Source organism: Mycobacterium decipiens (assembly GCF_963853665.1).
Taxonomy (GTDB): Bacteria; Actinomycetota; Actinomycetes; order Mycobacteriales; family Mycobacteriaceae; genus Mycobacterium; species Mycobacterium decipiens.
In genome coordinates, this window is sequence record NZ_OY970459.1 from 3,182,481 (window position 1) to 3,203,691 (window position 21,211).

Annotated in this window: 13 protein-coding genes, 1 other RNA gene and 1 pseudogene; 5 read left to right on the forward strand and 10 right to left on the reverse strand. The window is 63.0% G+C overall.

Annotated features, from left to right (window positions below; translation table 11 throughout):
- Positions 1-92 precede the first annotated feature (92 nt).
- Positions 93-1,661 (reverse strand): alpha/beta hydrolase, encoded by a 1,569-nt coding sequence (locus AADZ55_RS13940; protein WP_085324288.1) that lies wholly within the window; start codon positions 1,659-1,661, stop codon positions 93-95.
- A 629-nt stretch (positions 1,662-2,290) separates the two neighbouring features.
- Between AADZ55_RS13940 and AADZ55_RS13945 the strand changes: the two genes are divergently transcribed.
- Positions 2,291-2,878, forward strand: coding sequence for an SRPBCC family protein (locus AADZ55_RS13945; protein WP_165759351.1), 588 nt, complete (start codon positions 2,291-2,293; stop codon positions 2,876-2,878).
- 38 nt (positions 2,879-2,916) lie between these two features.
- On the opposite strand, the gene AADZ55_RS13950 is transcribed toward AADZ55_RS13945, so the two are convergent.
- Both AADZ55_RS13950 and AADZ55_RS13955 read right to left on the reverse strand, forming a co-directional pair.
- Complete coding sequence (locus tag AADZ55_RS13950) at positions 2,917-4,479, reverse strand: alpha/beta hydrolase (protein WP_085324289.1); 1,563 nt, start codon at positions 4,477-4,479, stop codon at positions 2,917-2,919.
- A 31-nt stretch (positions 4,480-4,510) separates the two neighbouring features.
- On the reverse strand, positions 4,511-5,953 hold the full coding sequence (locus tag AADZ55_RS13955) for a WS/DGAT/MGAT family O-acyltransferase (protein WP_423202311.1): 1,443 nt from the start codon (positions 5,951-5,953) through the stop codon (positions 4,511-4,513).
- Positions 5,954-6,056: 103 nt separating this feature from the next.
- Here AADZ55_RS13955 and panB point away from each other — a divergent pair, with 103 nt between their 5' ends.
- Entirely contained in the window at positions 6,057-6,902 is an 846-nt protein-coding gene (gene panB, locus AADZ55_RS13960; RefSeq protein ID WP_085324291.1) for a 3-methyl-2-oxobutanoate hydroxymethyltransferase, read from the forward strand.
- Positions 6,903-7,084: 182 nt separating this feature from the next.
- A complete protein-coding gene (locus AADZ55_RS13965) occupies positions 7,085-8,653 on the forward strand; it encodes a CYTH and CHAD domain-containing protein (RefSeq protein ID WP_085324292.1) in 1,569 nt (522 codons plus the stop codon).
- Between the two features lie 13 nt (positions 8,654-8,666).
- Here the strand turns inward: AADZ55_RS13965 and rnpB are convergent.
- The 6 genes and pseudogenes from rnpB to AADZ55_RS13995 form a co-directional block, all read right to left on the reverse strand.
- Positions 8,667-9,083, reverse strand: an RNA gene (rnpB, locus tag AADZ55_RS13970) — RNase P RNA component class A.
- Between the two features lie 22 nt (positions 9,084-9,105).
- A complete protein-coding gene (locus AADZ55_RS13975) occupies positions 9,106-10,263 on the reverse strand; it encodes an FAD-dependent oxidoreductase (RefSeq protein WP_085324293.1) in 1,158 nt (385 codons plus the stop codon).
- Positions 10,260-11,195 (reverse strand): Gfo/Idh/MocA family protein, encoded by a 936-nt coding sequence (locus AADZ55_RS13980; protein WP_085324294.1) that lies wholly within the window; start codon positions 11,193-11,195, stop codon positions 10,260-10,262. Before AADZ55_RS13980 ends, AADZ55_RS13975 begins: the two co-directional genes overlap by 4 nt.
- Complete coding sequence (locus tag AADZ55_RS13985; protein ID WP_085324295.1) at positions 11,195-12,517, reverse strand: UDP-glucose dehydrogenase family protein; 1,323 nt, start codon at positions 12,515-12,517, stop codon at positions 11,195-11,197. The genes AADZ55_RS13980 and AADZ55_RS13985 overlap by 1 nt, the downstream gene beginning before the upstream one ends.
- A 7-nt stretch (positions 12,518-12,524) precedes the next feature.
- Positions 12,525-13,475 (reverse strand): NAD-dependent epimerase/dehydratase family protein, encoded by a 951-nt coding sequence (locus AADZ55_RS13990; protein ID WP_085324296.1) that lies wholly within the window; start codon positions 13,473-13,475, stop codon positions 12,525-12,527.
- A 251-nt stretch (positions 13,476-13,726) separates the two neighbouring features.
- Positions 13,727-14,959, reverse strand: a pseudogene (locus AADZ55_RS13995) (MDR family MFS transporter); the annotation flags it as partial.
- A gap of 830 nt (positions 14,960-15,789) precedes the next feature.
- On the opposite strand from AADZ55_RS13995, the gene AADZ55_RS14000 reads away from it, so the two are divergent.
- Positions 15,790-16,500: a 2OG-Fe(II) oxygenase gene (locus AADZ55_RS14000; RefSeq protein ID WP_119184917.1), complete on the forward strand. Its 711-nt coding sequence runs from the start codon at positions 15,790-15,792 to the stop codon at positions 16,498-16,500.
- 186 nt (positions 16,501-16,686) lie between these two features.
- On the forward strand, positions 16,687-18,252 hold the full coding sequence (locus tag AADZ55_RS14005) for a phospholipase C (protein WP_085324297.1): 1,566 nt from the start codon (positions 16,687-16,689) through the stop codon (positions 18,250-18,252).
- 83 nt (positions 18,253-18,335) lie between these two features.
- Here AADZ55_RS14005 and AADZ55_RS14010 read toward each other — a convergent pair whose 3' ends face one another.
- On the reverse strand, positions 18,336-21,209 hold the full coding sequence (locus tag AADZ55_RS14010) for an RND family transporter (RefSeq protein ID WP_085324372.1): 2,874 nt from the start codon (positions 21,207-21,209) through the stop codon (positions 18,336-18,338).
- Positions 21,210-21,211: the final 2 nt, after the last annotated feature.

A 21,211-nucleotide genomic window follows, 5' to 3' on the forward strand; every position in this document is an offset into this window, starting at 1 on the left:
CTCGAACACTATGCAACACCTGTTAATTCCGTGTTACCGATGCCCGGCCGGAGCGTTGCGGCCTGCCCGAAGAAAGCAGCTGCGCGGCCGGGTCAGGACGCACAGCGCAGGCTCGCCGACGGCAAGGTCCCGTCGAGGAAATAGCGCATCACCGCGGAGTCCACACACTGGTTGCCGGCGAATACGGCGGTGTGTTGGGTTCCGTCGAAGGTGATCAGCGGGGCGCCCAGCTGACGCGCCAGGCCCAGCCCGGCCTGGAAGGGAGTGGCCGGGTCGTGGGTGGTGGACACCACGACGACCTTGCCTGCCGCGGCCGGCGCGGCCGGGTGTGGCGTCGACGTTGCCGGCACCGGCCACAGCGCGCACAGATCGCGCGGGGCGGATCCGGTGAACTGTCGATAGCTCAGGAACGGAGCGACCTGACGCATCCGTTGATCGGCACGGACCCAGGCCGCCGGGTCGGCCGGCGTCGGCGCATCGACGCAGCGAATCGCGTTAAACGCGTCCTGGTCGTTGCGGTAGTGCCCGTCGCGGTTGCGGCCTTCGTAGTCGTCGGCAAGCAACAGCAGGTCACCGGCGTCGGTGCCGCGCTGCAGCCCGAGCAGGCCACTGGTCAAGTACTTCCAGCGCTGCGGGGTGTAGAGCGCGTTGATGGTGCCCGTCGTCGCGTCGGCGTAGCTCAGGCCGCGCGGATCCGACGTGCGACCCGGCTTCTCGACCAGCGGGTCGAGAAGCGCGTGGTAGCGGTTGACCGCCTGCGCCGGGTCGGTGCCCAGCGGGCAGGCCGCCGAGCGTGCGCAGTCGGCGGCGTAGTCGTTGAAGGCGGTCTGGAATCCCGCCATTTGATTGATGTTCTCCTCGATTGGGCTGACGGTCGGATCGATGGCGCCGTCGAGCACCATCGCCCGCACGTGAGCGCCGAACCGTTCCAGGTAGGCGGTGCCCAACTCGGTGCCATAGCTGAATCCGAGGTAGTCGATCTGATCGTCACCCAGCGCCTGGCGGACCACGTCCATGTCGCGCGCAGCGGACGCGGTACCGATGTTGGCCAAGAAGCTGGAGCCCATCCGGTCAACACAGGCCTGGGCAAACCGCCGGTAGACCTGTTCGATGTGGGCGACACCGGTCGGGGTGTAGTCGACCATCGGATCGCGGCGGTAGTCGTCAAACTCGGCATCGGTACGGCACCGCAACGTTGGGGTCGAGTGGCCGACCCCCCGTGGATCGAAGCCCACCAGATCGAAATGACGGGTGATGTCGGAGTCCTTCATCGTGGGTGCCATCGCGGCGACCGTGTCGACCGCGGACGCCCCGGGCCCGCCCGGATTGACCAGCAGCGCTCCCATCCGCTGACCGGTCGCGGGGATGCGGATCACCGCCAACTTGGCTTGTGCCCCACCGGGTTTGTCGTAGTCGACCGGGACCGACACCGTCGCACATCGTGCTGTGGGAATTCCGCTGGTGTTGTCGATGAACTCGCCGCAGCCGTTCCAGTTCTGCTGCGGTACCGCGACCGGCGCCCCCGGACCCGGGGTTTGACCGGCATCGGGTTCCGGAGTCGCGCCGGCAACCGGCGGCGTTACTGCAGGTTGCCCGCCGAGCAGCAGCCCAAACGACAGCAGCGCCGAGCTCAACGGTCTCAGACGCAACATGGCCGCCATCGTCTCACCCCCGAATACCCGTGGCGGCGCAAAATGGTCACGCCTTGATTTCGTATCGCCCTTGGCGGCCCCGGATCGACGACCGGCACCGGTCCCGCGACGCGCCAACTCGCGAACAAGTTCCACAGGAGCGCCAGCGCCAAGAAAGCACGAATGAACACCCCCAGCGTAAAGACACGATTGAGCGTTTGCAGCAGCGGAGGCCTGATACTCTGCACACGGCGCGACATCCGAGAATCGTCCAGCAAGCAAGGGCCCGGCCGCCGCTCGTCTAGCGGATACACGGTCCGAAAATTGGCCTCAGCCGGCCCCCGACCGCTTTTTCTTTACCCAAGACTCGCGGTTCAACTCCAATTCGGTGACTCCTTTTGCGCAGTCGGTCCAGCTTCGCCCGCTAACCGCCATTGAGCACCGATAGGATGCATCATCGATCCCGCAGTCGTGCGAGCCGACTCCAATTTTCGCGGCGACACCGAGCAACCGGGCATACCCGGACCTCCATTGGGCCGGACCAGCACGGATTGCACATCGGATAGCATCGCCAGCACAAGCAAGCCGAACCTGCCCCAAGCCAATGTTGCACCGCACCTGGGGCGCCACCTGTTGCGCACAGCCAGCTGCCATCACCGGTGGGCGATCCGGTCGGGAGACCAGCAGAGAATCCCGCAATAGATACATATGAAAATTGGCCGGAACGAAATCGTCCCGAAAATGTGAAGGCCTACGTCAAGGATGAAATAAATATTGACGCCCCCAAAAGCACTGTTTGGTCACGGCTCTCACGCCCAGCATTGTATCCCCACTGGTACAGAGAATGGTCCAGAGTGCGTTTTCACACCGAAAAGGGCGCTCAATTAGAGCTGGGGGATGCCTTTGTTACCTACGTTAAGGACATCAGAAGTCCGATTGAAGTAATTGATATCGAGCACGAGGACACCCTAGCATGGACCGGGAAAAGATTTGGCGTTCGCGGAGTACACAGCTGGAGATTGATAGGAAGTGCCGGCGCGACTCTGGTTGTAACCGAAGAAACGCTTCGAGGTGTACTTCCGAACTTGTTTCCCAAGCCATTTATCAATGCGGGCCATCAGATGCATCAGCACTGGTTAAAGCAGTTGAAGACGATCTCCGAAATTACTGCCTATAATCCCGCTCTGTCGGTGGAAGATATTTATCAATTGTCCTATGTGCCGAAGCAAATGTACGGCAAGAGTTGATCAAGCCACCGGCTGGTTGCCCGGGCTCCACGCTGGCGCTAACACTTGGCGCCGCTCGGCGGCGTAGTGCCGCCGATCAGATACGCCGTCACGTAATCGTCGATGCAGCTGTCGCCCTGGAAGACCACCGTGTGTTGGGTGCCGTTGAAGGTCAGCAACGAGCCGCGCAGCTGGTTGGCCAGGTCGACACCGGCCAGGTACGGCGTCGCCGGGTCATGGGTGGTGGACACCACCACCGTCGGCACCAGGCCGGGGGCCGAGACGGCGTGCGGCTTGCTGGTTGGCGGCACCGGCCAGAAGGCGCAGGTGCCCAGCGGCGCATCACCGGTGAACTTCCCGTAGCTCATGAATGGTGCGATCTCCCGCGACCGGCGGTCCTCGTCAATGATCTTTTTGCGATCTGTAATCGGGGGCTGATCAACGCAATTGATCGCCACCCGCGCATCGGTGGCATTGGTGTAGTGGCCCTTCGAGTCGCGACGCATGTACATGTCGGCCAGGGCCAGCAGGGTGTCTCCGCGATGGTTGGCGAGCTCGGACAGACCGTCGGTCAGGTGGTGCCACAGGTTGGGTGAATACAGCGCCATGATGGTGCCCACGATCGCGTCGCTATAGCTCAGCCCGCGCGGGTCGCTGGTGTGCGCCGGCCTGCTGACCATCAGATTGGCCGGGTCGACCAGTGGGTCGACCAGGCTGTGGTAGACCTCGACGGCTTTGGCCGGGTCGGTGCCCAGCGGACAGCTCTCGTCCTCGGCGCAGTCGGCAGCATAGTCGTTGAACGCATCCTGGAATCCCTTGGCCTGGCGCAGGTCCGCCTCGATGGGATCGGCGTTGGGGTCGACCGCGCCGTCGAGGATCATTGCCCGCACCCGCTGCGGGAAGGCCTCCGCGTAGGCGGAGCCGATCCGGGTGCCGTACGAGTAACCCAGGTACGTCAGTTTGTCGTCGCCCAGCGCCGCGCGAATGAGATCCAGATCCTTGGCCACGTTGACCGTCCCGACATTCGCCAGAAAGTTCTTGCCCATCTTGTCGACACAACGACCAACGAATTGCTTGGTCTCGTCCTCGATGTGCGCCACACCCGCCGGGCTGTAATCAACCTGCGGCTCGGCGCGCAGCCGGTCGTTGTCGGCATCGGAGTTGCACCAGATCGCCGGCCGGGACGACGCCACCCCGCGTGGGTCGAACCCGACCAGGTCGAACCGTTCGTGCACCCGCTTCGGCAGTGTCTGAAAGACACCCAAAGCGGCCTCGATACCGGATTCGCCGGGTCCGCCGGGATTGATGACCAGCGAACCGATTTTGTCTCCGGTCGCGGGAAAGCGAATCATCGCCAGCGCGGCCACGGCACCGTCGGGGTGGTCGTAGCTGACCGGTACGGCGAGCTTGCCGCACAGCGCGCCGCCGGGGATCGTCACTTTCGGGTTTGAGGATCGGCACGGAGTCCACTCCACCGGCTGGCCCAGCTTCGGTTCAGCCATGCGAGCGCGCCCGCCGACCACGCGGATGCAGCCCGCGAGGACCAACGCCACGACGGCGAGCGCGGTCCAGATCAGCAGCAAGCGCGCGACCTTGTCGCGGCGAGACAGGCTCATGCCCACCTATGCTGCCAGAGAGGACCCCAGGTCCTGGTCAGCGGCCGTCACTGGGCGACCGGCCGACCGCTGCCAGCAGTTCTTCCATCCCAATGGCGAATTCGTCGGCCATTTCCCAAAGGTCCGGTAGCAGATCCGGGCAAGAGACCAACCCGACGTCCAGCGTGCCGTGCAGCGACATCACGGTGATGTTGAGACCCGAACCGTGAAAGATCGGCCCCAGCGGATACATGGCCTTGACCTCACAACCAAGCATGTACAGCGGGATCTGTGGCCCCGGCACATTGGAGACCACCAGGTTGTGCACCGGCAGGCTCTCGGTCAACCGGGTTCTGGCATAGACCCGCATCGCGACCCCGAAGACCGCCGGCGCGGCAAACTGCGACCAATCCTGCAGCAGCGTGGCACCGATGGCCGAACTATGTTGCTTGGCAACCGAATTCGCTTGCGCGATGGCTTTCAAACGCTCCACCGGATCTGCGATCTGGGTTGCCAGGCTGGAGAACATGCCCGAAACCTGGTTGCGCCCGGGTCGATCGGATTTGCCGTGCACCGACACCGGCACCATTGCCACCAGCGACGAGTCAGGCAACGAGTCGCGCTCGACCAGGTATTGGCGAAGCACCCCGGAAACCAAGGCCATCACCACGTCGTTGACCTTGACGCCGAAGTGGTTCTTCACCGTCTTGATGTCCTCGAGATCCAGCTGTGCGTAAGCGATGTTGCGCCGACCGCTGATGTTGGCGTTGAACACGGTTCGCGGCGCGGTGAAGGGACGCGCCATGGTCAGGCCGTCGCGGGCCCGTAGCACGGTTCCGACCACCGACGACACGGTGTCCGGCAGCACAGTGGCCAGCTGCAATGGCCGGCTGACGAACCTGACCAATCCACCCGCGGCGATCTGCCAGCTGCTGCCGCCGCCGACGCCGTCCACCGGATCCGGCGCGGGGGCGTCGGCTTCGGTAGTGCACAGCTGCGACATAAGGTTGGCGCCGGTCACCCCGTCCACGCCGGCATGATGCACCTTGGCCATCACCCCAAGGCGGCCTTTGCGATGGCAATCGGTGCCAGCCACCCCTTCGATGACCCACATCTCCCACAGCGGTCGCCTGCGGTCCAGCGGCAGCGATGCGATATGCCCGCAGATCTCCGAGAGTTCGGCCCGCCCGCCCGGAGTCGGCAACCCAATGCGATGCAAGTGACGATCGATATGGAAGTTCTCGTCATCCACCCAGACCGGGTGGTCAAGGTTTAGCGAACTGTTGGCGAGCTTTTCACGAAACTGCGGCATCGCCTTGATCCGGAGCGAAAACGCGTCGCGCAACCGGTCAAAGGTGTAGCCGCCCGGCATCGTCGACGTGTCCAACTCCATGATCGAGCAAACATGCATGGGCTGCGAGGAGGTTTCCAGATACAGGAAACTGGCGTCGAGACCACTGAGCCGCTGCATGCGCCGATGGTATGCCGATGAGGGGCCCATGGCGCATAGGAACAAAAGAAATGGCAGACTGTCAGGGTCAGACGAACCCGGGGACCCCGATGGGGCCACGAGGATCGACCCGACCACACCACTAAGGACAGTGATGTCTGCGCACAATATCTATGGGGCTACTGCCCCCAGAGTCACCGAGCAGCGCCCCCAGATCCGCACCCACCACCTGCAGAGATGGAAGGCCGAAGGCCACAAGTGGGCCATGCTCACCGCCTACGACTACTCGACCGCCCGGGTCTTCGACGAGGCCGGCATCCCGGTACTGCTGGTCGGCGACTCGGCCGCCAACGTCGTGTACGGCTACGACACCACCGTGCCGATCTCCATCGACGAGCTGATCCCGCTGGTCCGTGGCGTCGCGCGGGGTGCCCCGCACGCACTGGTCGTCGCGGACCTGCCGTTCGGCAGCTACGAGGCGGGACCCACCGCGGCGCTGACTGCCGCGACCCGGTTCATGAAGGAAGCCGGCGCGCACGCGGTCAAGCTCGAGGGCGGTGAGCGGGTCGCCGAGCAGATTGCGCGCCTGACCGCGGCCGGCATCCCCGTGATGGCGCACATCGGATTCACCCCGCAAAGCGTCAACACCCTCGGCGGCTTCCGGGTGCAGGGGCGCGGCGACGCCGCCGAACAAACCATCGCCGACGCGATCGCTGTCGCCGAAGCCGGAGCGTTTTCGGTTGTCATGGAGATGGTGCCGGCCGAGTTGGCCACCCAGATCACCGGCAAGCTGACCATTCCGACCGTGGGGATCGGAGCCGGGCCCAACTGCGACGCCCAGGTCCTGGTCTGGCAGGACATGACCGGACTCAGCGGCGGCAAGGCCGCCCGCTTCGTCAAACGGTATGCCGACATCGGGAACGAATTGCGCCGGGCCGCAATGCAATACGCAGAAGAGGTAGCCAGCGGGGTGTTCCCCGCTGACGAGCACAGCTTCTGACCAAGCCGGATCAGCCGGAAGCACCGGGCTTAGGCCCGGGCGCTGCCATGAAGCCACCGCGCACACCAGAAGGCGTAGCAGTCACTGGCATTCGCTGGGAGCCGGGTAAGCATGTGGCACTCTATGGGGGCCCGTCCACGACTAGCCACGACCGCGGCGAAGCAGTATGACCGGAGGCGAAGATGCCAGTAGAGGCGCCCAGACCAGCGCGCCACCGGGAGGTCGAGCGCAAGTTCGACGTCGTCGAGTCGACGGTGTCGCCGTCTTTCGAGGGCATCGCCGCGGTGGCTCGCGTCGAGAAATCGCCGACCCAGGAGCTGGACGCGGTGTACTTCGACACGTCGGCGCACGATCTGGCGCGCAACCAGATCACCCTGCGCCGTCGCACCGGCGGCCTCGACGCCGGCTGGCATCTGAAACTGCCGGCCGGACCCGACGAGCGCACCGAGATCCGAGCGCCGCTCGCCGCATCGGCCGGCGCAACCGGGGACGCCGTGCCAGGCGAGTTGCTGGACGTGGTGCTGGCAATCGTTCGCGACCGTCCGGTCGAGCCGGTCGCGCGAATCACCACCCACCGCGAAAGCCAGACCCTGTACGGCACCGAGGGCGACGCCCTGGCGGAGTTCTGCAACGACCACGTCACCGCCTGGTCGGCCGCGACATCCGACGCCGCCCATTCAGCGGACGGAGGCCCGGCCGAGCAACAGTGGCGCGAGTGGGAACTGGAGCTCCTCGGAACGGATGGGGAGATGCCTGAGACCGGCGATACCGAGCTACTGGACCGGCTGGCCAACCGGCTGCTCGATGCCGGCGCCGCACCGGCCGGCCACGGCTCCAAACTGGCGCGGGTACTCGGCGCGACCTCCACTCCTAGTGGGCCACCCGATGGCGCACAACCGCCCGAGGACCCGATACACCGCGCGGTAGCCGAGCAAGTTGACCAGCTGCTGCTGTGGGATCGGGCCGTGCGCGCCGACGCCCATGATGCCGTGCACCAGATGCGCGTCACCACCCGCAAAATTCGCAGCCTGCTAAGGGATTCCCAGGAGTCGTTTGGCTCGGAGGAAAGCGGATGGGTCATCGATGAACTGCGTGAGCTCGCCAGTGTCCTGGGCGTGGCGCGTGATGCCGAGGTGCTCGGTGAGCGCTATCAGCACGAACTGGACCGGCTGGCGCCGGAGCAGGTGCGTGGGCCGGTGCGTGAGCGCCTGGTCGGCGGGGCGCGGCGGCGATACCAGACCGGGCTGCGACGGTCACTGAATGCATTGCGGTCGCAACGGTACTTCCGCCTGCTCGACGCCCTCGATGCACTGGTGTCCGAACGAGCCGGTCCCAGTTCCGGCGAGGAACCGGCGCCGGTAACCATTGACGCGGCCTACAAGCGGGTCCGGAAGGCCGCCAAGGCCGCAAAGACCGCAGGCGACCAGGAGGTCGACCACGACCGCGACGAGGCACTGCACCGGATCCGCAAGCGCGCGAAGCGATTGCGCTACACCGCGGCGGCTACCGGGGCGGACCAGGTGTCGCAGAAGGCCAAGGTCATCCAGACGTTGCTAGGCGATCATCAGGACAGCGTGGTCAGCCGGGAACACCTGCTTCAGCAGTCCATAGCCGCGCACGCCGCCGGAGAGGACACCTTCACCTACGGTCTGCTCTACCAACAGGAATCCGATTTGGCCGACGGTTGCCGGGAGCAGGTCGACGCTGCCCTGCGCAAACTCAACAAGGCGGTGCGCAAAGCACGACGCTAAGCCCCGCGAAGGGCGGACGAGTTGGCCTGTAAGCCGGATTCTGTTCCACACCGCCGCGGCTTAAGCAACGGCGGCACGGCGGCGACCATCCATCTGGACACACCGTTGCCGGGTGCCTCGAGCGGCCTACCCGCAGGCTCGGGCGAGCAACCCTCAGGCGCCTGCGCGGCCGCACCTTTCGGTGTGGCCTTCTTGGCCTTGCTTCGGGTGGGGTTTGCCTAGCCACCCCGGTCACCCGGAGTGCTGGTGCGCTCTTACCGCACCGTTTCACCCTTACCACCCGAGGGTGGCGGTCTGTTTTCTGTGGCACTTTCCCGCGAGTCACCTCGGATTGCCGTTAGCAATCACCCCGCTCTGTGAAGTCCGGACTTTCCTCGACTCGTGACGGGCCTTTCGGACCAACACGAGCCGCGGCCGCCCGACCAACTCATCCGCGACGATCACGCTACCCGCTAGGCGATGTCGGGGCCACAACCGGTAATCGTTGCCTTCCGTGCAGCCCAAGCGGCTGAACTACAGGTGATTGTCTTGCCGAAACCCGGTTCGGTACGCGAACGCAACGCCGCAGCCACTGCTCGGCCGGCCGCCACCGCGGTCACGATCTTTCCTGAGAGTATCGACAACGTGGTTTCGGTGTGCCATTCAACGATGGTCGGCCGCTCATCGGTGCGATCCACGTCGGGCAGGACGGTTCGCACGCTAACCAGCGAACCGACGTATCGCGCGTGCCGCAGCCCTCTCACGAACCGCGACGCGGTGTCCAGCATTGCCGCAACGGCGCTGTCGGGCACCGGCACCGGTGCGCCACTGGCCAATGCCGCGGAGAATTCGTTGGGCGGCTCGAACACGGTCGAGACAGCGCGGTGCCGGACGCTGTGCTCCACGTCGTAGAGCAGGAACCGCCCGGTGTTGCGACCGTAGGGCGAGAGCGAAACGAACGGACCGTCCATCACCACGATGTCGGTATCGCCGACCTCGACGCCCTCCAGCACCGCCACCTCGCAGACCTCGAACTGCCTGCGCCGGACCGGAATTCCCAACCCGGCCAGCACCCCGTTGTTGCTGTGGTTGGCGGCCAGCACCACGAAGTCATAGCTGGCGGTCAGGCTAGCATCCGCCGGTGTGCCCGTGCGCACCCTGACTCCGGCGGCACGCAGCTTGGCGCGAGCGGTTATGGCCAGGCGCTCCGGATCGATCCGGGACTCCTTGGCCGACACCAACAATTCCACCGCGGACCGTCTGACGTTGGGATGATTCACCGTCTCCACGGGCAGGGCTGCCGCGGCGCAGTGGGCCAGAAACTCAGCACCGCTGACCAAGCTTTGTTGTGCTGCGATCGCGTACAGATGGTGACTGTCGTCGATTACCGCTTCGTTGTACTCGGCCCGGAAGGATCGCTCGCAGTCCCGGGATTCGACGGCGGTCGCCAGACTACGTGGATAGTGGTATCCGCGATGCAGCCGAAAGATGTTGCAGCCGGAGGCGCCCGTCAATACGTCGGGGCTGCGTTCCACTAGGTCGACTCGCCAGCCGTCGCGGGCCAGCGCCACCGCCGCAGACACGCCGAAGATGCCGCCGCCGACGACACAAACCGTATGCCGTCGAGTCACTCGAGCTCGCTCCGACCTGGCACCGCGGCCGCTAGTGCATCATCAATCAGCGTGGTAATCGCGACCGACCGATCGATCTCCTTCCGCACCGCCTCCGGATAGTGACGGTGGGCGAAGAACCACTCCACCTCGCGGCGCAGCGGTTCGGCCGGTCCGAACGTCGTGCGCCGCAGCGCTGTCTCGGGCGATTTCCGGTCGTAGCGCACCAGCTCGTGGTCGGTCCACTTCCAGACCTCGCCTGCGACGGTTCGCAATGCAACCGCCTTACGTTTGCTAATTCCCGCCCGGCCGTCGAGGCTGATCTCGATCCGCGTCCCGGCGGTGGATGTCCATCGGCAGCGGCACAGCTCGCCGTCCACATCGAGCGATACCGCCTGCGGCAACTCGCCGAGCAACACCGACGCGATGGCAAGCTCGTGCGGCAGCAGTTCCCACGCGGGCGGTCCCGCCAGTGCGGGCCGTGCCCAGGTGAACCTCACTTCGGCGAGGTTCTCCGTGGCCAGTGCGCGCCGCAATGCCACGACGGCGGGGTGATACAGATAGACGAACCCGGTGAACAGGGCCTTGCCCCGAACGCGCGCGCTAGCCGCCAGCGCGCGCGCCTCGACGGGATCGGTGCACAGTGGCTTTTCGACGAAGACGTCACAACCCTGATGGAGCCCGAACTGCGCCAACCGGCTGTGAGTCTCCGTTGGGGTTGCAACGACGACGACGTCCGCGTGGGTCCCAGCCAGCAGCCGTTCGGCGTCGGTGTCGACCGGAACGTGCGGATATTCGGCCGCCAGCCATTGCATCGTCGGATTCGATCGCACGACGAATCCCGCCGGGACGGCGCCATGGGCCAGGAAGGCCCGGATCAGTTTCCTCCCCCAGCGACCGGCGCCGCAGAAGATCACCCGCTCCGGAGCTCGTCGTGGCGCGCGACGCAACATCACTTGCACGACCGTCCGAACGCGATCCAGCGGAGACCGGCGTCGGCAAGGACATCGGGATCTAGCAAATTGCGGCTGTCGACGACGGTACGCCGTGACACCCCAGCGGCCGCCCGCGCCCACTCCAACTTCTGCAACTCCGGCCATTCGGTAAGTACCACTAACACCGCGACGTCCGCGCAGGCGTCGTAGGGAGAGTCGACGAGGGTCAGTGCGTTCACCCAGCCCGACGCCGGCGTCGAAACCGTTGGATCGTAGGCCCGCACCGGCGCTCCTTCCGCGACCAAGTGGTCGATGACGGCCAGCGCGGGTGAACAGCGAACGTCGTCGGTGCCTGCGTTGGAGGTCAGCCCAAGAACTCCGATCGCAGATCCGGTCAGGGTGTCACCGGCCGCCTCGCGCACCTTGTCCACCACCAACCGTGGTTGCCGGGCATTCGTCTCGATTGCGCCATCCGGCAGCGAGGACGCCGTCGCGACCGACCGCGCCATGCGACGCAGCGCCGCGGTGGCCTTGGGTAGGCATGAACCGCCCCAACCCGGGCCGGGACTCAGGTAGCCAGCACCAATCCGTGGGTCGCGCGCGACTGCGTCGAGAACCGCCACGGGCTCGGCGTCTAGGAACTCGGCGAGCTCGGCCATCGCATTCGCATCGCACAGCTTCAGGGCAAGAAAACCGTTTGCCGCGTATTTGGCCAACTCCGCGGTGGGCGCGTCGGTGAACACGACGTCACTGGCGATCCCGTCGTAGAGGGCGAGCACCCGCTGCGCCGCACGCGAATCGTCAGCACCGATCACGATCGTGGACGGGTGGAAGACGTCGAAGACCGCGCTGTCCTCGCTCAGGAATTCCGGATTGCTCACCGCCGCGAAATACGAGCGACCGATCAGCGCCGCGATGCGCCGTGCGGTGCCGACCGGCACCGTCGATTCGGTCACGACAACGCATTCGCCGGGCAACAACGAACCAAGTTCACGCACCACGGCCCATACCGCGGCCAGATCCGCGCCACCATCCGCGCCGATGGGCGTAGGCAGGCACAGGACGACGTCGCCCGCGTCGACGACTGCCGCTGCCAAATCGCTTCGCAATCGCAGATCCCCCAACGACATGCCTTGCTGAACCCGTTCCGGCAGCCCCTGCTCGACGATCGGCACCAATCCGGTGGTCAGCTCGGCGATTGTCACCTCGTCGATGTCGACGCAGTCGACCTTATGGCCCAACGATGCCAGGCACGCCGCCGTGGTGAGACCCACATAGTCCGCACCGACAACTACCACCTTGTCGCGCACGGAGGCGGATCCGAAACCACTACCGGTCATCGTGGTCCTATTTCGCGATTCGCAATGACGATTGGAACCAGTCAACGGTGCGGCTCAAGCCCTCGCGGAGCGCGATTTCCGGATTCCAGTTCAGCAGTTCGCGTGCGCGAGAAAGTTCCGGGCGACGCTGCGTCGGATCGTCAACCGGCAACGGCAGACACACCTTGGAGTTTCCAATGCCAGTGATGTCGCAAATCAGGATGGCAAGTTCGGCGATGGTGATCTCCTCCGGAGTGCCGAGATTGACCGGACCCAGTTCTCCAGTTAGCCGCGCGAAATCCAAGATCCCCCGAATCATGTCGTCGACATAGCAGAACGACCGGGTCTGCTTTCCGTCGCCGTAGACAGTCAGTGCGGCATCCGACAACGCCTGCCACACAAAGTTCGACACCACCCGCCCATCGCCAGGATTCAGTCTGGGGCCGTAGGTGTTGAAGATTCGCACGATGCCGCCGTCCAGCCCGTGGGCCCGGACATGGGCCGCGATCAGCGCCTCCGCGTACCGTTTCGACTCGTCGTAGACGCTGCGTGGGCCGATCGGGTTCACATTGCCCCAGTACTCCTCCGGCTGCGGATGCACGAGTGGGTCGCCGTACACCTCGCTGGTCGAGGCGTGCACCAACCTGGCGCCCTTATCTAGCGCCAAATCGATCACATTCTGGGTACCGACCGATCCGGTATGCAGCGTCTCGATCGGCCGCTTTATGTACTGCGGGGGCGACGCCACACACGCGAAATTCAGGACGAGATCCACCGGACCGTCCACCGTCCAGTCAGAACAGATGTTGGTGACCATCAGCTCGAAATAGGAACAACCCAAATGCTGCGTGAGATTCCGCGACGAACCGGTGGATAGATCGTCTACCACCACCACATGCCAGGAGTCCGAAACCAGCGCGTCTACCAGGTGCGAACCCAGGAATCCTGCCCCACCGGTCACTACGGCGCGTCGATTCATCGACTTAGGTTTCAGCATTCGTCTTCTCTCAATCACATGCGTTGGGTAGTGAGCGGGGGTGTCGACAACAGCGCCGAAAGGACCAACGGTGCGCCAGGTCTTGGACCCCGAGCAGATCCGTTGCGATCTGTGGATCGATTACCCCGACGCTGAGTCGATGAGCCTCGGGACCGTTCGAGCATTCCCATACTTGCCTTCAGCCTGATCATCGCCGCCGCCATCCGTCGGATGCAGGCGCTGGACGGGCGCGGCGATCCAGGGACGCGGTGTTCCAACCAATACAACCCTGCCGCTGCGACCAAACCCACGAGAATCAGTGCACCCCAGACGATTTCATCGGAATCGAAGCGGTGCGCGACGCTCATCAGCGATCCGACTCCAAGGTTTCCGACGAGCACTCCGATTCCCATGATGGTGCTGTAAAACCCTTGATGAGTCGCCACCAGCCGCTCATCCGACAGTGCGACGACGGTGCGCATCTCGAAAGGAAACATCACCGCCGAAGCGGCGGTAAGCAAAACCGCGGAGACTAACAATGCGGTTATGGCGGCCGCGGCGCCGAACCTCTCGCAGTTCGGCGCAAGCTCAAGTGGCACAAACGATCCAGCCATGACCATCGCTCCGACAACCAGGCTGCGGGTAGGCCCCCAGCGCGAGGCGAACCAGCGGGTGACGCGCAGCTGGGCGGTGACGGCCACCAGACCCGATAGCGCGAACATTCCTGCCACCAAGAAAGACTGGCGATCTGGCGCCAAGACCGACGCCTGGATCGGAAGTGCCATATAGACCTGGAACGACAGCACATAGCGCCCAGTCATCGCGGCGGCAAACCAAAGAAGAGATCGGTTGCCAACTACTATCCGCCAATCCTTCAGGACGGAGCGCCTTTTCGTGCTTACCGGATGCGGATCGGCTACGTGCTGGGGCAGCGCCAGCAGCTGCGCGACGGTCAATGCCGCGAAGACACCCGCGGCCCCCACGATGGCAATCCTGAAATTCAAGGCCAACAGCACCGATCCAACCAGCGGGCCGACCAGGATTCCCGCCTGGTAGAAGACGTTGAACACCGCGAACGCTTCGATCTTCCGGTCACCGGAATCAGCCGCAAGATAGGCGCGGACCGCGGGGCTGAACAGAGCCGAAGCCAATCCTGTTGCAGCCGCGGCGATCAACAAGCTGGGTAGCGAATGTGCGACTGTCAACAACGCGAAGCCGCCAGTTTGTATCAGACATCCGGCCACGATGGGTGGCTTATAGCCAAATCGATCGGCAATCGTGCCACCCACGAAGAACATGCCCTGTTGGGAAAAGTTGCGCACGCCCGTGACCAGACCCACCGCCCACACGGCCAACCCAAGTGGACCGTTCAGGTAGTCCGCCAGGTACGGCATCAGCATGAAGAAGCCGACGTTGATGCAGAAATGGTTGATCATCAGGACGCGACTCGGATAGTTGAAGCTGCGGAACTGAGCCAGTAGCGCCATCAGCGCGCCACCTCGGTTGCGCTCGCCATTGTGGTTTCGGTCGAGGCCAGCAACCAAATGCGTTTCACAACGCTGGCAACCGGAATCATTCTCATCCTCGCATCTCGCCAGCGGGTCACAAGATTGCCTGCTCGGCCGAGGGTTCCGACCACGGAGCTACCAGCCCCAGCGAAAAGCAATTAACCCGCAAGCGGAACCAAGCCGCCGTCGCTGGTCAGCATGCCTGCCGCAATTTTCGCTTCATGGTCGAGCATGCTTTTCCAACTGCCGTCGAAGCAAAATCCATGCCACGGCAAGTCAGCAATCAAGTTTCCGCAGAATTTTTCTCAGACTTGTGCAAATCCCCACGATGGGATCGGCACCTATGCCCAAGGTCAAACGACCACTTCCGCGTCGGTCCGTTGACGCACACCGGAGCTCTTATATGGCGCTTCCGATGCCCGGCCCGGTCCTCGCGACTGCCGCGTCGTCGACGTGCTCATCAGCATGGCCAAGAGCTAGAAAGAGCCCTTCCATCCGGACAGCACACGATCTCATGCGGCGCGTGGCGTTCACCACCTCTTCGTTGATAGTTGGTTTACTGACGCGAAAGATATTATCGGATAATACCCCCATAGGGTAGGTGACCTCGCATACACCGAGTGAAAGGATGTTGGCGCGGTTACACCTCTGCGGATATGTGACACCACTCACAGAAGTGGGCGTCCGACGAAGAGGTCGTCCACGGCGCTGTCACGCGGGCGGTCCTATCGTGGACAGCGCAAGCCAAGAGGCTCGAGAGATCGCAGAAGGACGCCGATGACGTTCGAGTACACCGTCGAGGCCTGCTGATGGCCCGGTGGGACAAACGCGTCGACTCCGGCGATTGGGACGCCATCACTGCCGGAATGAACGAGTACGGCGGTGCACTGCTACCACAGTTGATTACCCCCAGCGAGGCAGCCCGGCTGCGCAAGCTGTACGCCGACGACGGCTTGTTTCGCTCGACCGTCGACATGGCACCGAAGCGGTACGGCGCCGGGCAGTACCGATATTTCCACGCCCCCTATCCCGAGCCCATCGAACGCCTAAAGCAGGCGCTGTATCCCCGACTGCTGCCGATAGCGCGCGACTGGTGGGCCAAACTGGGCCGTGGGACGCCCTGGCCAGACAGACTTGATGACTGGTTGGCTACCTGCCACGCCGCTGGCCAGACCCGATCCACCGCGTTGATGTTGAAGTACGGCACCAACGACTGGAACGCCCTACACCAAGATCTGTACGGCGAGTTGGTGTTTCCGCTTCAGGTGGTGATCAACCTGAGCGATCCCGACACCGACTACACGGGCGGCGAGTTCTTGCTCGTCGAACAGCGGCCGCGTGCCCAATCCCGCGGCACCGCAACGCAACTTCCGCAGGGACATGGCTACCTGTTCACCACCCGTGATCGGCCCGTGCGGACTACCCGAGGCTGGTCCGCATCGCCGGTGCGCCATGGTCTTTCGACTATTCGGTCCGGTGAACGCTATGCCATGGGGCTGATCTTTCACGACGCGGCGTAATTACCGTCCCCAGCCCGGTGCGGCACGGTAAACGGGGGAAGTACAGACCGTGTCTTCTTAGCAATCGGCGAAACATCCAAACCGACACGCCGCGTGGCGTGCCGGGGTTAATCGCCTGCACAAGCATAGCGTGAGCTGAAATGCGAGATAGGAGGCATAGCGGTGAGCAAAGGCCCAATCGGCGGAATGTCACGCCGAGAGTTTTTGGCCAAAGCCGCCGCAGGCGGCACCGGGGCTCTGATGTCCTTTGCTGGCCCGGTAATAGAAAAGGCCTATGGAGCGGGGCCATGTTCCGGTCATTTGACCGACATTGAGCACTTTGTATTGTTCCTGATGGAGAATCGATCATTCGATCACTACTTCGGCACACTCTCCGGCACCGATGGATTCGACACCCCGTCGCTGTTATTCCAGCAAAAGGGCTGGAACCCACAGACGCAGTCACTCGACCCCGCTGGTGTCACGATTCCCTACCGTTTCGACACCACCCGGTTCCTCCTTGACGGCCAGTGCCTCAGTGACCCCGACCACTCCTGGAAGGCGATGCACGACTCCTGGAACGGAGGCGCCAACGACAACTGGCTTCCCGCGCAGATCGGCCACAGTCGAGTGCCGCACAACGCCAACGTCCCCGTGACGATGGGCTATCACACCCGCAAGGACATCCCGATCCACTACCTGCTGGCGGACACGTTCACGGTGTGCGACCGATACTTCTCATCGGTATTGGGGCCCACCCTGCCCAACCGGCTGTACTGGTTGAGCGCCAACCTCGGGGCCGATGGCACCCAGGGGGGGCCGCAGCTCACGAGCCCCCCCACCGACCCGATTGGTCAGTTCAGCTGGACCACGATGCCGGAGAACCTAAGCGCCGCCGGCATCAGCTGGAAGCTATATCGCAACAAGACACTCGGGCCAATCGTCAATCAGTACCTCAACTACACCTATGACGACATAGTGATGTTCTTCAAGCAAGCACAGGACCCACGCTCAGATTTGGCTCGCTTCGGCATCTCCCCGAGCTACCCCTTCGACTTTGCTGCCGACGTCAAAGCCAACAGGCTGCCGCAGGTGTCCTGGGTTGTTCCGAACACCCCCCAGTCCGAACATCCCGCATTCCCGCCGGCCGTCGGTGCCATCAGCATTGTGAACCTGCTAAGAATATTGCTTTCCAATCCGGCGGTATGGGAAAAGTCCGCGCTGATCGTCTCCTATGACGAGAATGGCGGTTTCTTCGACCACGTCACACCGCCCACCGCACCACCGGGAACCCCCGGCGAATATCTCACGGTGCCTGACATCAACTCCGTCTCGGGGTCCGCCGGCATACGCGGGCCGATCGGCTTGGGATTTCGGGTCCCGTGCATCGTCATTTCCCCATATAGCCGCGGCCCGCTGATGGTGCATGACGTGCTCGACCACACCTCACAGCTGAAGTTGATCAGCAAGCGGTTTTCGGTGCCGGTTCCCAACCTCAGCACCTGGCGCGATGGCACGGTCGGCGACATGACATCGACGTTCAACTTCGCCGTCCCGCCCAACCCTTCGCGACCCAATTTGAGTCACCCGGTACTTGACGCCTTGCCCAAACTGCCGCAATGCGTGCCCAACGTGTACTTGGGGACTATCGGATTGGATCCGAATCCGTATACCGGGTCGCCACAGGGAATCCCTTACCGAGTGCCCTTCCCACAGACGATGCCGACTCAGGAAACCACGCCCGCACGCGGAATTCCCAGCGGTCTCTGCTAACTTCGCAACACCGCGCAAGCAGCGCCACCTGGTCCACCAAGTGGACTCCGCGGAATGGCATCATATGGCACCGAATCCGGCGGCTACTCCGTTGTCCGGCTAGGACGTTGGCGAGGGTCCATCAGCAATGCGCGGACCAACGGTCTAGGCCCGACCGATCGAAGCATTTGACTGGCCGGGCGGGTGCGGACGATCTTGGGCCACCAGAACCACCGTCCCAGCAACGTGGCGATCGAGGGTGTGATGAGCGAACGGACCACGAGCGTGTCGAACAGCAAACCGATACCGATCGTCGTGCCGAACTGACCGACTGAGCGCAGGTCGCTGGTGATCATCGATCCCATCGTGAACGCGAACACCAAACCTGCGGCCGTCACCACCGGGCCGGTGCTAGCCATTCCTCGGATGATCCCGGTCTTGAGCCCGGCGCCGATTTCTTCCTCGAAACGAGAAACGAGCATCAAGTTGTAGTCGGAGCCGACTGCCAACAGCACAATCAACGCGAATACCAAAGCAACCCAGTGTATTTGGAAGTGAAAAACGTGCTGCCATAACAGGGTCGAGAAGCCGAAGGCGGCACCCAGCGACATCACAATGGTCCCGACAATGACAAGCGCCGCGACCAGAGCTCGTGTGATAAGAATCATGATGATGAAGATCAACGTGATCGCGGCAACCGCGGCAATCATGAAGTCGAATTTCGCCGCGTCCCTGATGTCCTTGAAAGTTGCTGCTGTGCCGCCAAGTACGATGTCGGCGTCCGACAGCGAGGTCAACTTCAATGCCTGCCGCGCCGCCTCGCGCTCGGCTTCGACGGTCGCGATACCCGCGCTGGTCGCGGGGTCGCCGTCATGCGTGATGATGAACCGGGCCGCTTTCCCGTCCGGCGAAACCATCAGGTTCAGACCGATCTGAAAGTCTGGATTGTTGAAGACCTCCGGAGGCAGGTAGAACGAGTCGTCGACTTTTGAATCGTCGAACGCTTGTCCGATGACGTAGTTGGTGTCCGTCATGCGATCCAACTGTTTGACCATGCTGTCGAAAGTGCTGTACATCGTCATCGTCGTGTTCCGTATCGACTTGGATGTGGCGATCATCGGCGGGATCAATGTGAGCATCTGGTGCGTGGCTAAAGCCGTGTGAGTGAGGTCCTCGGTGAGGTTGTGGAACTGCTCGGAGAGCTGGTCGAATCCGTCCAAGCCGTCGAACAGCGACCGGAATGACCAGCAGATCGGGATATCGAAGCAGTGCTTCTCCCAGTAGAAGAAACTGCGCATCGGTCTCCAGAAGTCATCGAAATCAGCTAGGTGATTCCGCAATTCGTCGGTGATGGCCGCCGTGGACGCCACCGTGTTGGCGCTGTCGTCAGCGGCATCGGCCAGGTGCTGAGTCACCGTGTACATGCGCTCCATGATGGAAATCAGGGTGTTGAGGTCATGAATGGTCTTCAGCATGTCAGCCATCCGATCATTGAGATACTGCAGGTTGTCTCTGATCGGGACGCTTTGCACGCTGAGCTGAAATGCCACCGACCCATGTTCGATGGGCGGACCGAGCGGTCTGGTGATGCTTTGCACGCGTTCGATGCCGGGCAACCGAAAGATGTTCTTGGCCACCCTGTCCAACACAAGTAGATCGGTCGGATTACGCAGATCGTGATCGGTCTCGATCATCAGCACATCCGGGTTCAGTCGGGCCTCGGCGAAATGGGCGCCGGCCGCGTCGTACGCCTTTTTCGATGAAACCCGACTCGGGAGGTAGTAGCGCTCGTTGTAGAGCGGCTGGAAACCCTCCAGCCCCAACGCGCCGACAATGGTGAGCGTGAGCGCGGTCGCCAAAATTGGGCCAGGCCAACGGACGATAGCGGTCCCGATACGGCGCCATCGCCGATAGTTGGACTCGCGCTTGGGATCAAGCAGACCGAAACGGCTCGCCACGGTGAGAACGGCTGGCCCCAGCGTAAGTGCGGCACCAACCAGCACGAGCAACCCGATCGAACACGGAACACCCAGCGAATTGAAGTAGGGCAACCTGGTGAAGCGCAGACAATATGTTGCGCCGACAATGGTCAACCCGGAACCCAAGATGACCTTTGAAACGCCGCTGAAAGTGTCGAAGTACGCGGCTTCGCGATCCATGCCGGTGCTTCGGCCTTCGTGGTACCGGCCAATGACAAATATTGCGTAGTCCGTCCCCGCCGCGATAGACAACGCCGTAAGCAGATTTACGGCAAATGTCGACAGTCCTATCAGGCCATGAAGTCCAAGGAACGCGATTACCCCTCGGCTGACGAAAAGCTCGACAAAGACAATGAACAACATGAGCAGCACGGTGACAATCGACCGATAGAAGAAAAGCAGCATGATCGTGATGACGATGATCGCGATCACCGTCATTCTGGCCATACTCTCGTCGCCGGCCTCGATCGTGTCGGCGGTCAGAGCGCCCTCGCCGGCTACATATGCCTTGACGCCCTTCGGCGGTTGTGAACGCTCGACGATCTTTCGGACTCCGTGTACGGACTTGTTACCCCGCGCCCCGCCCTGATTACCGACCAAGTTGACCTGAACATATGCGGCCTTGTGGTCAAAGCTCTCGACGCCGGACGCCGTGAAACGATGGCCCCAAAAGTCCAGCACGTGTTCAACGTCTTCTTTGTCTTGCCGCAGCTGACGAACCAAGCCGTCGTAGTACCGGTGAGCATCATCGCCCAGCTTGTTGTCACCGACAATAGTGACCAGGACGAGGTTGTCGGAATCATATTCTTTGAATTTTTCGCCGATTTTCTTCATTCCGGAAACCGACGGCGCCTCGACGGGCGCCAATGGAACCGCGTGCGCCGCCGCAATCTTTTCTAACTGCGGTACGAAAACGTTAAGAACGACGGCAAGCGCCAGCCAGATGAGAATGATTGGTATCGAAAACTGGCGGATCCTACGGGCTATGGACACCGACATCT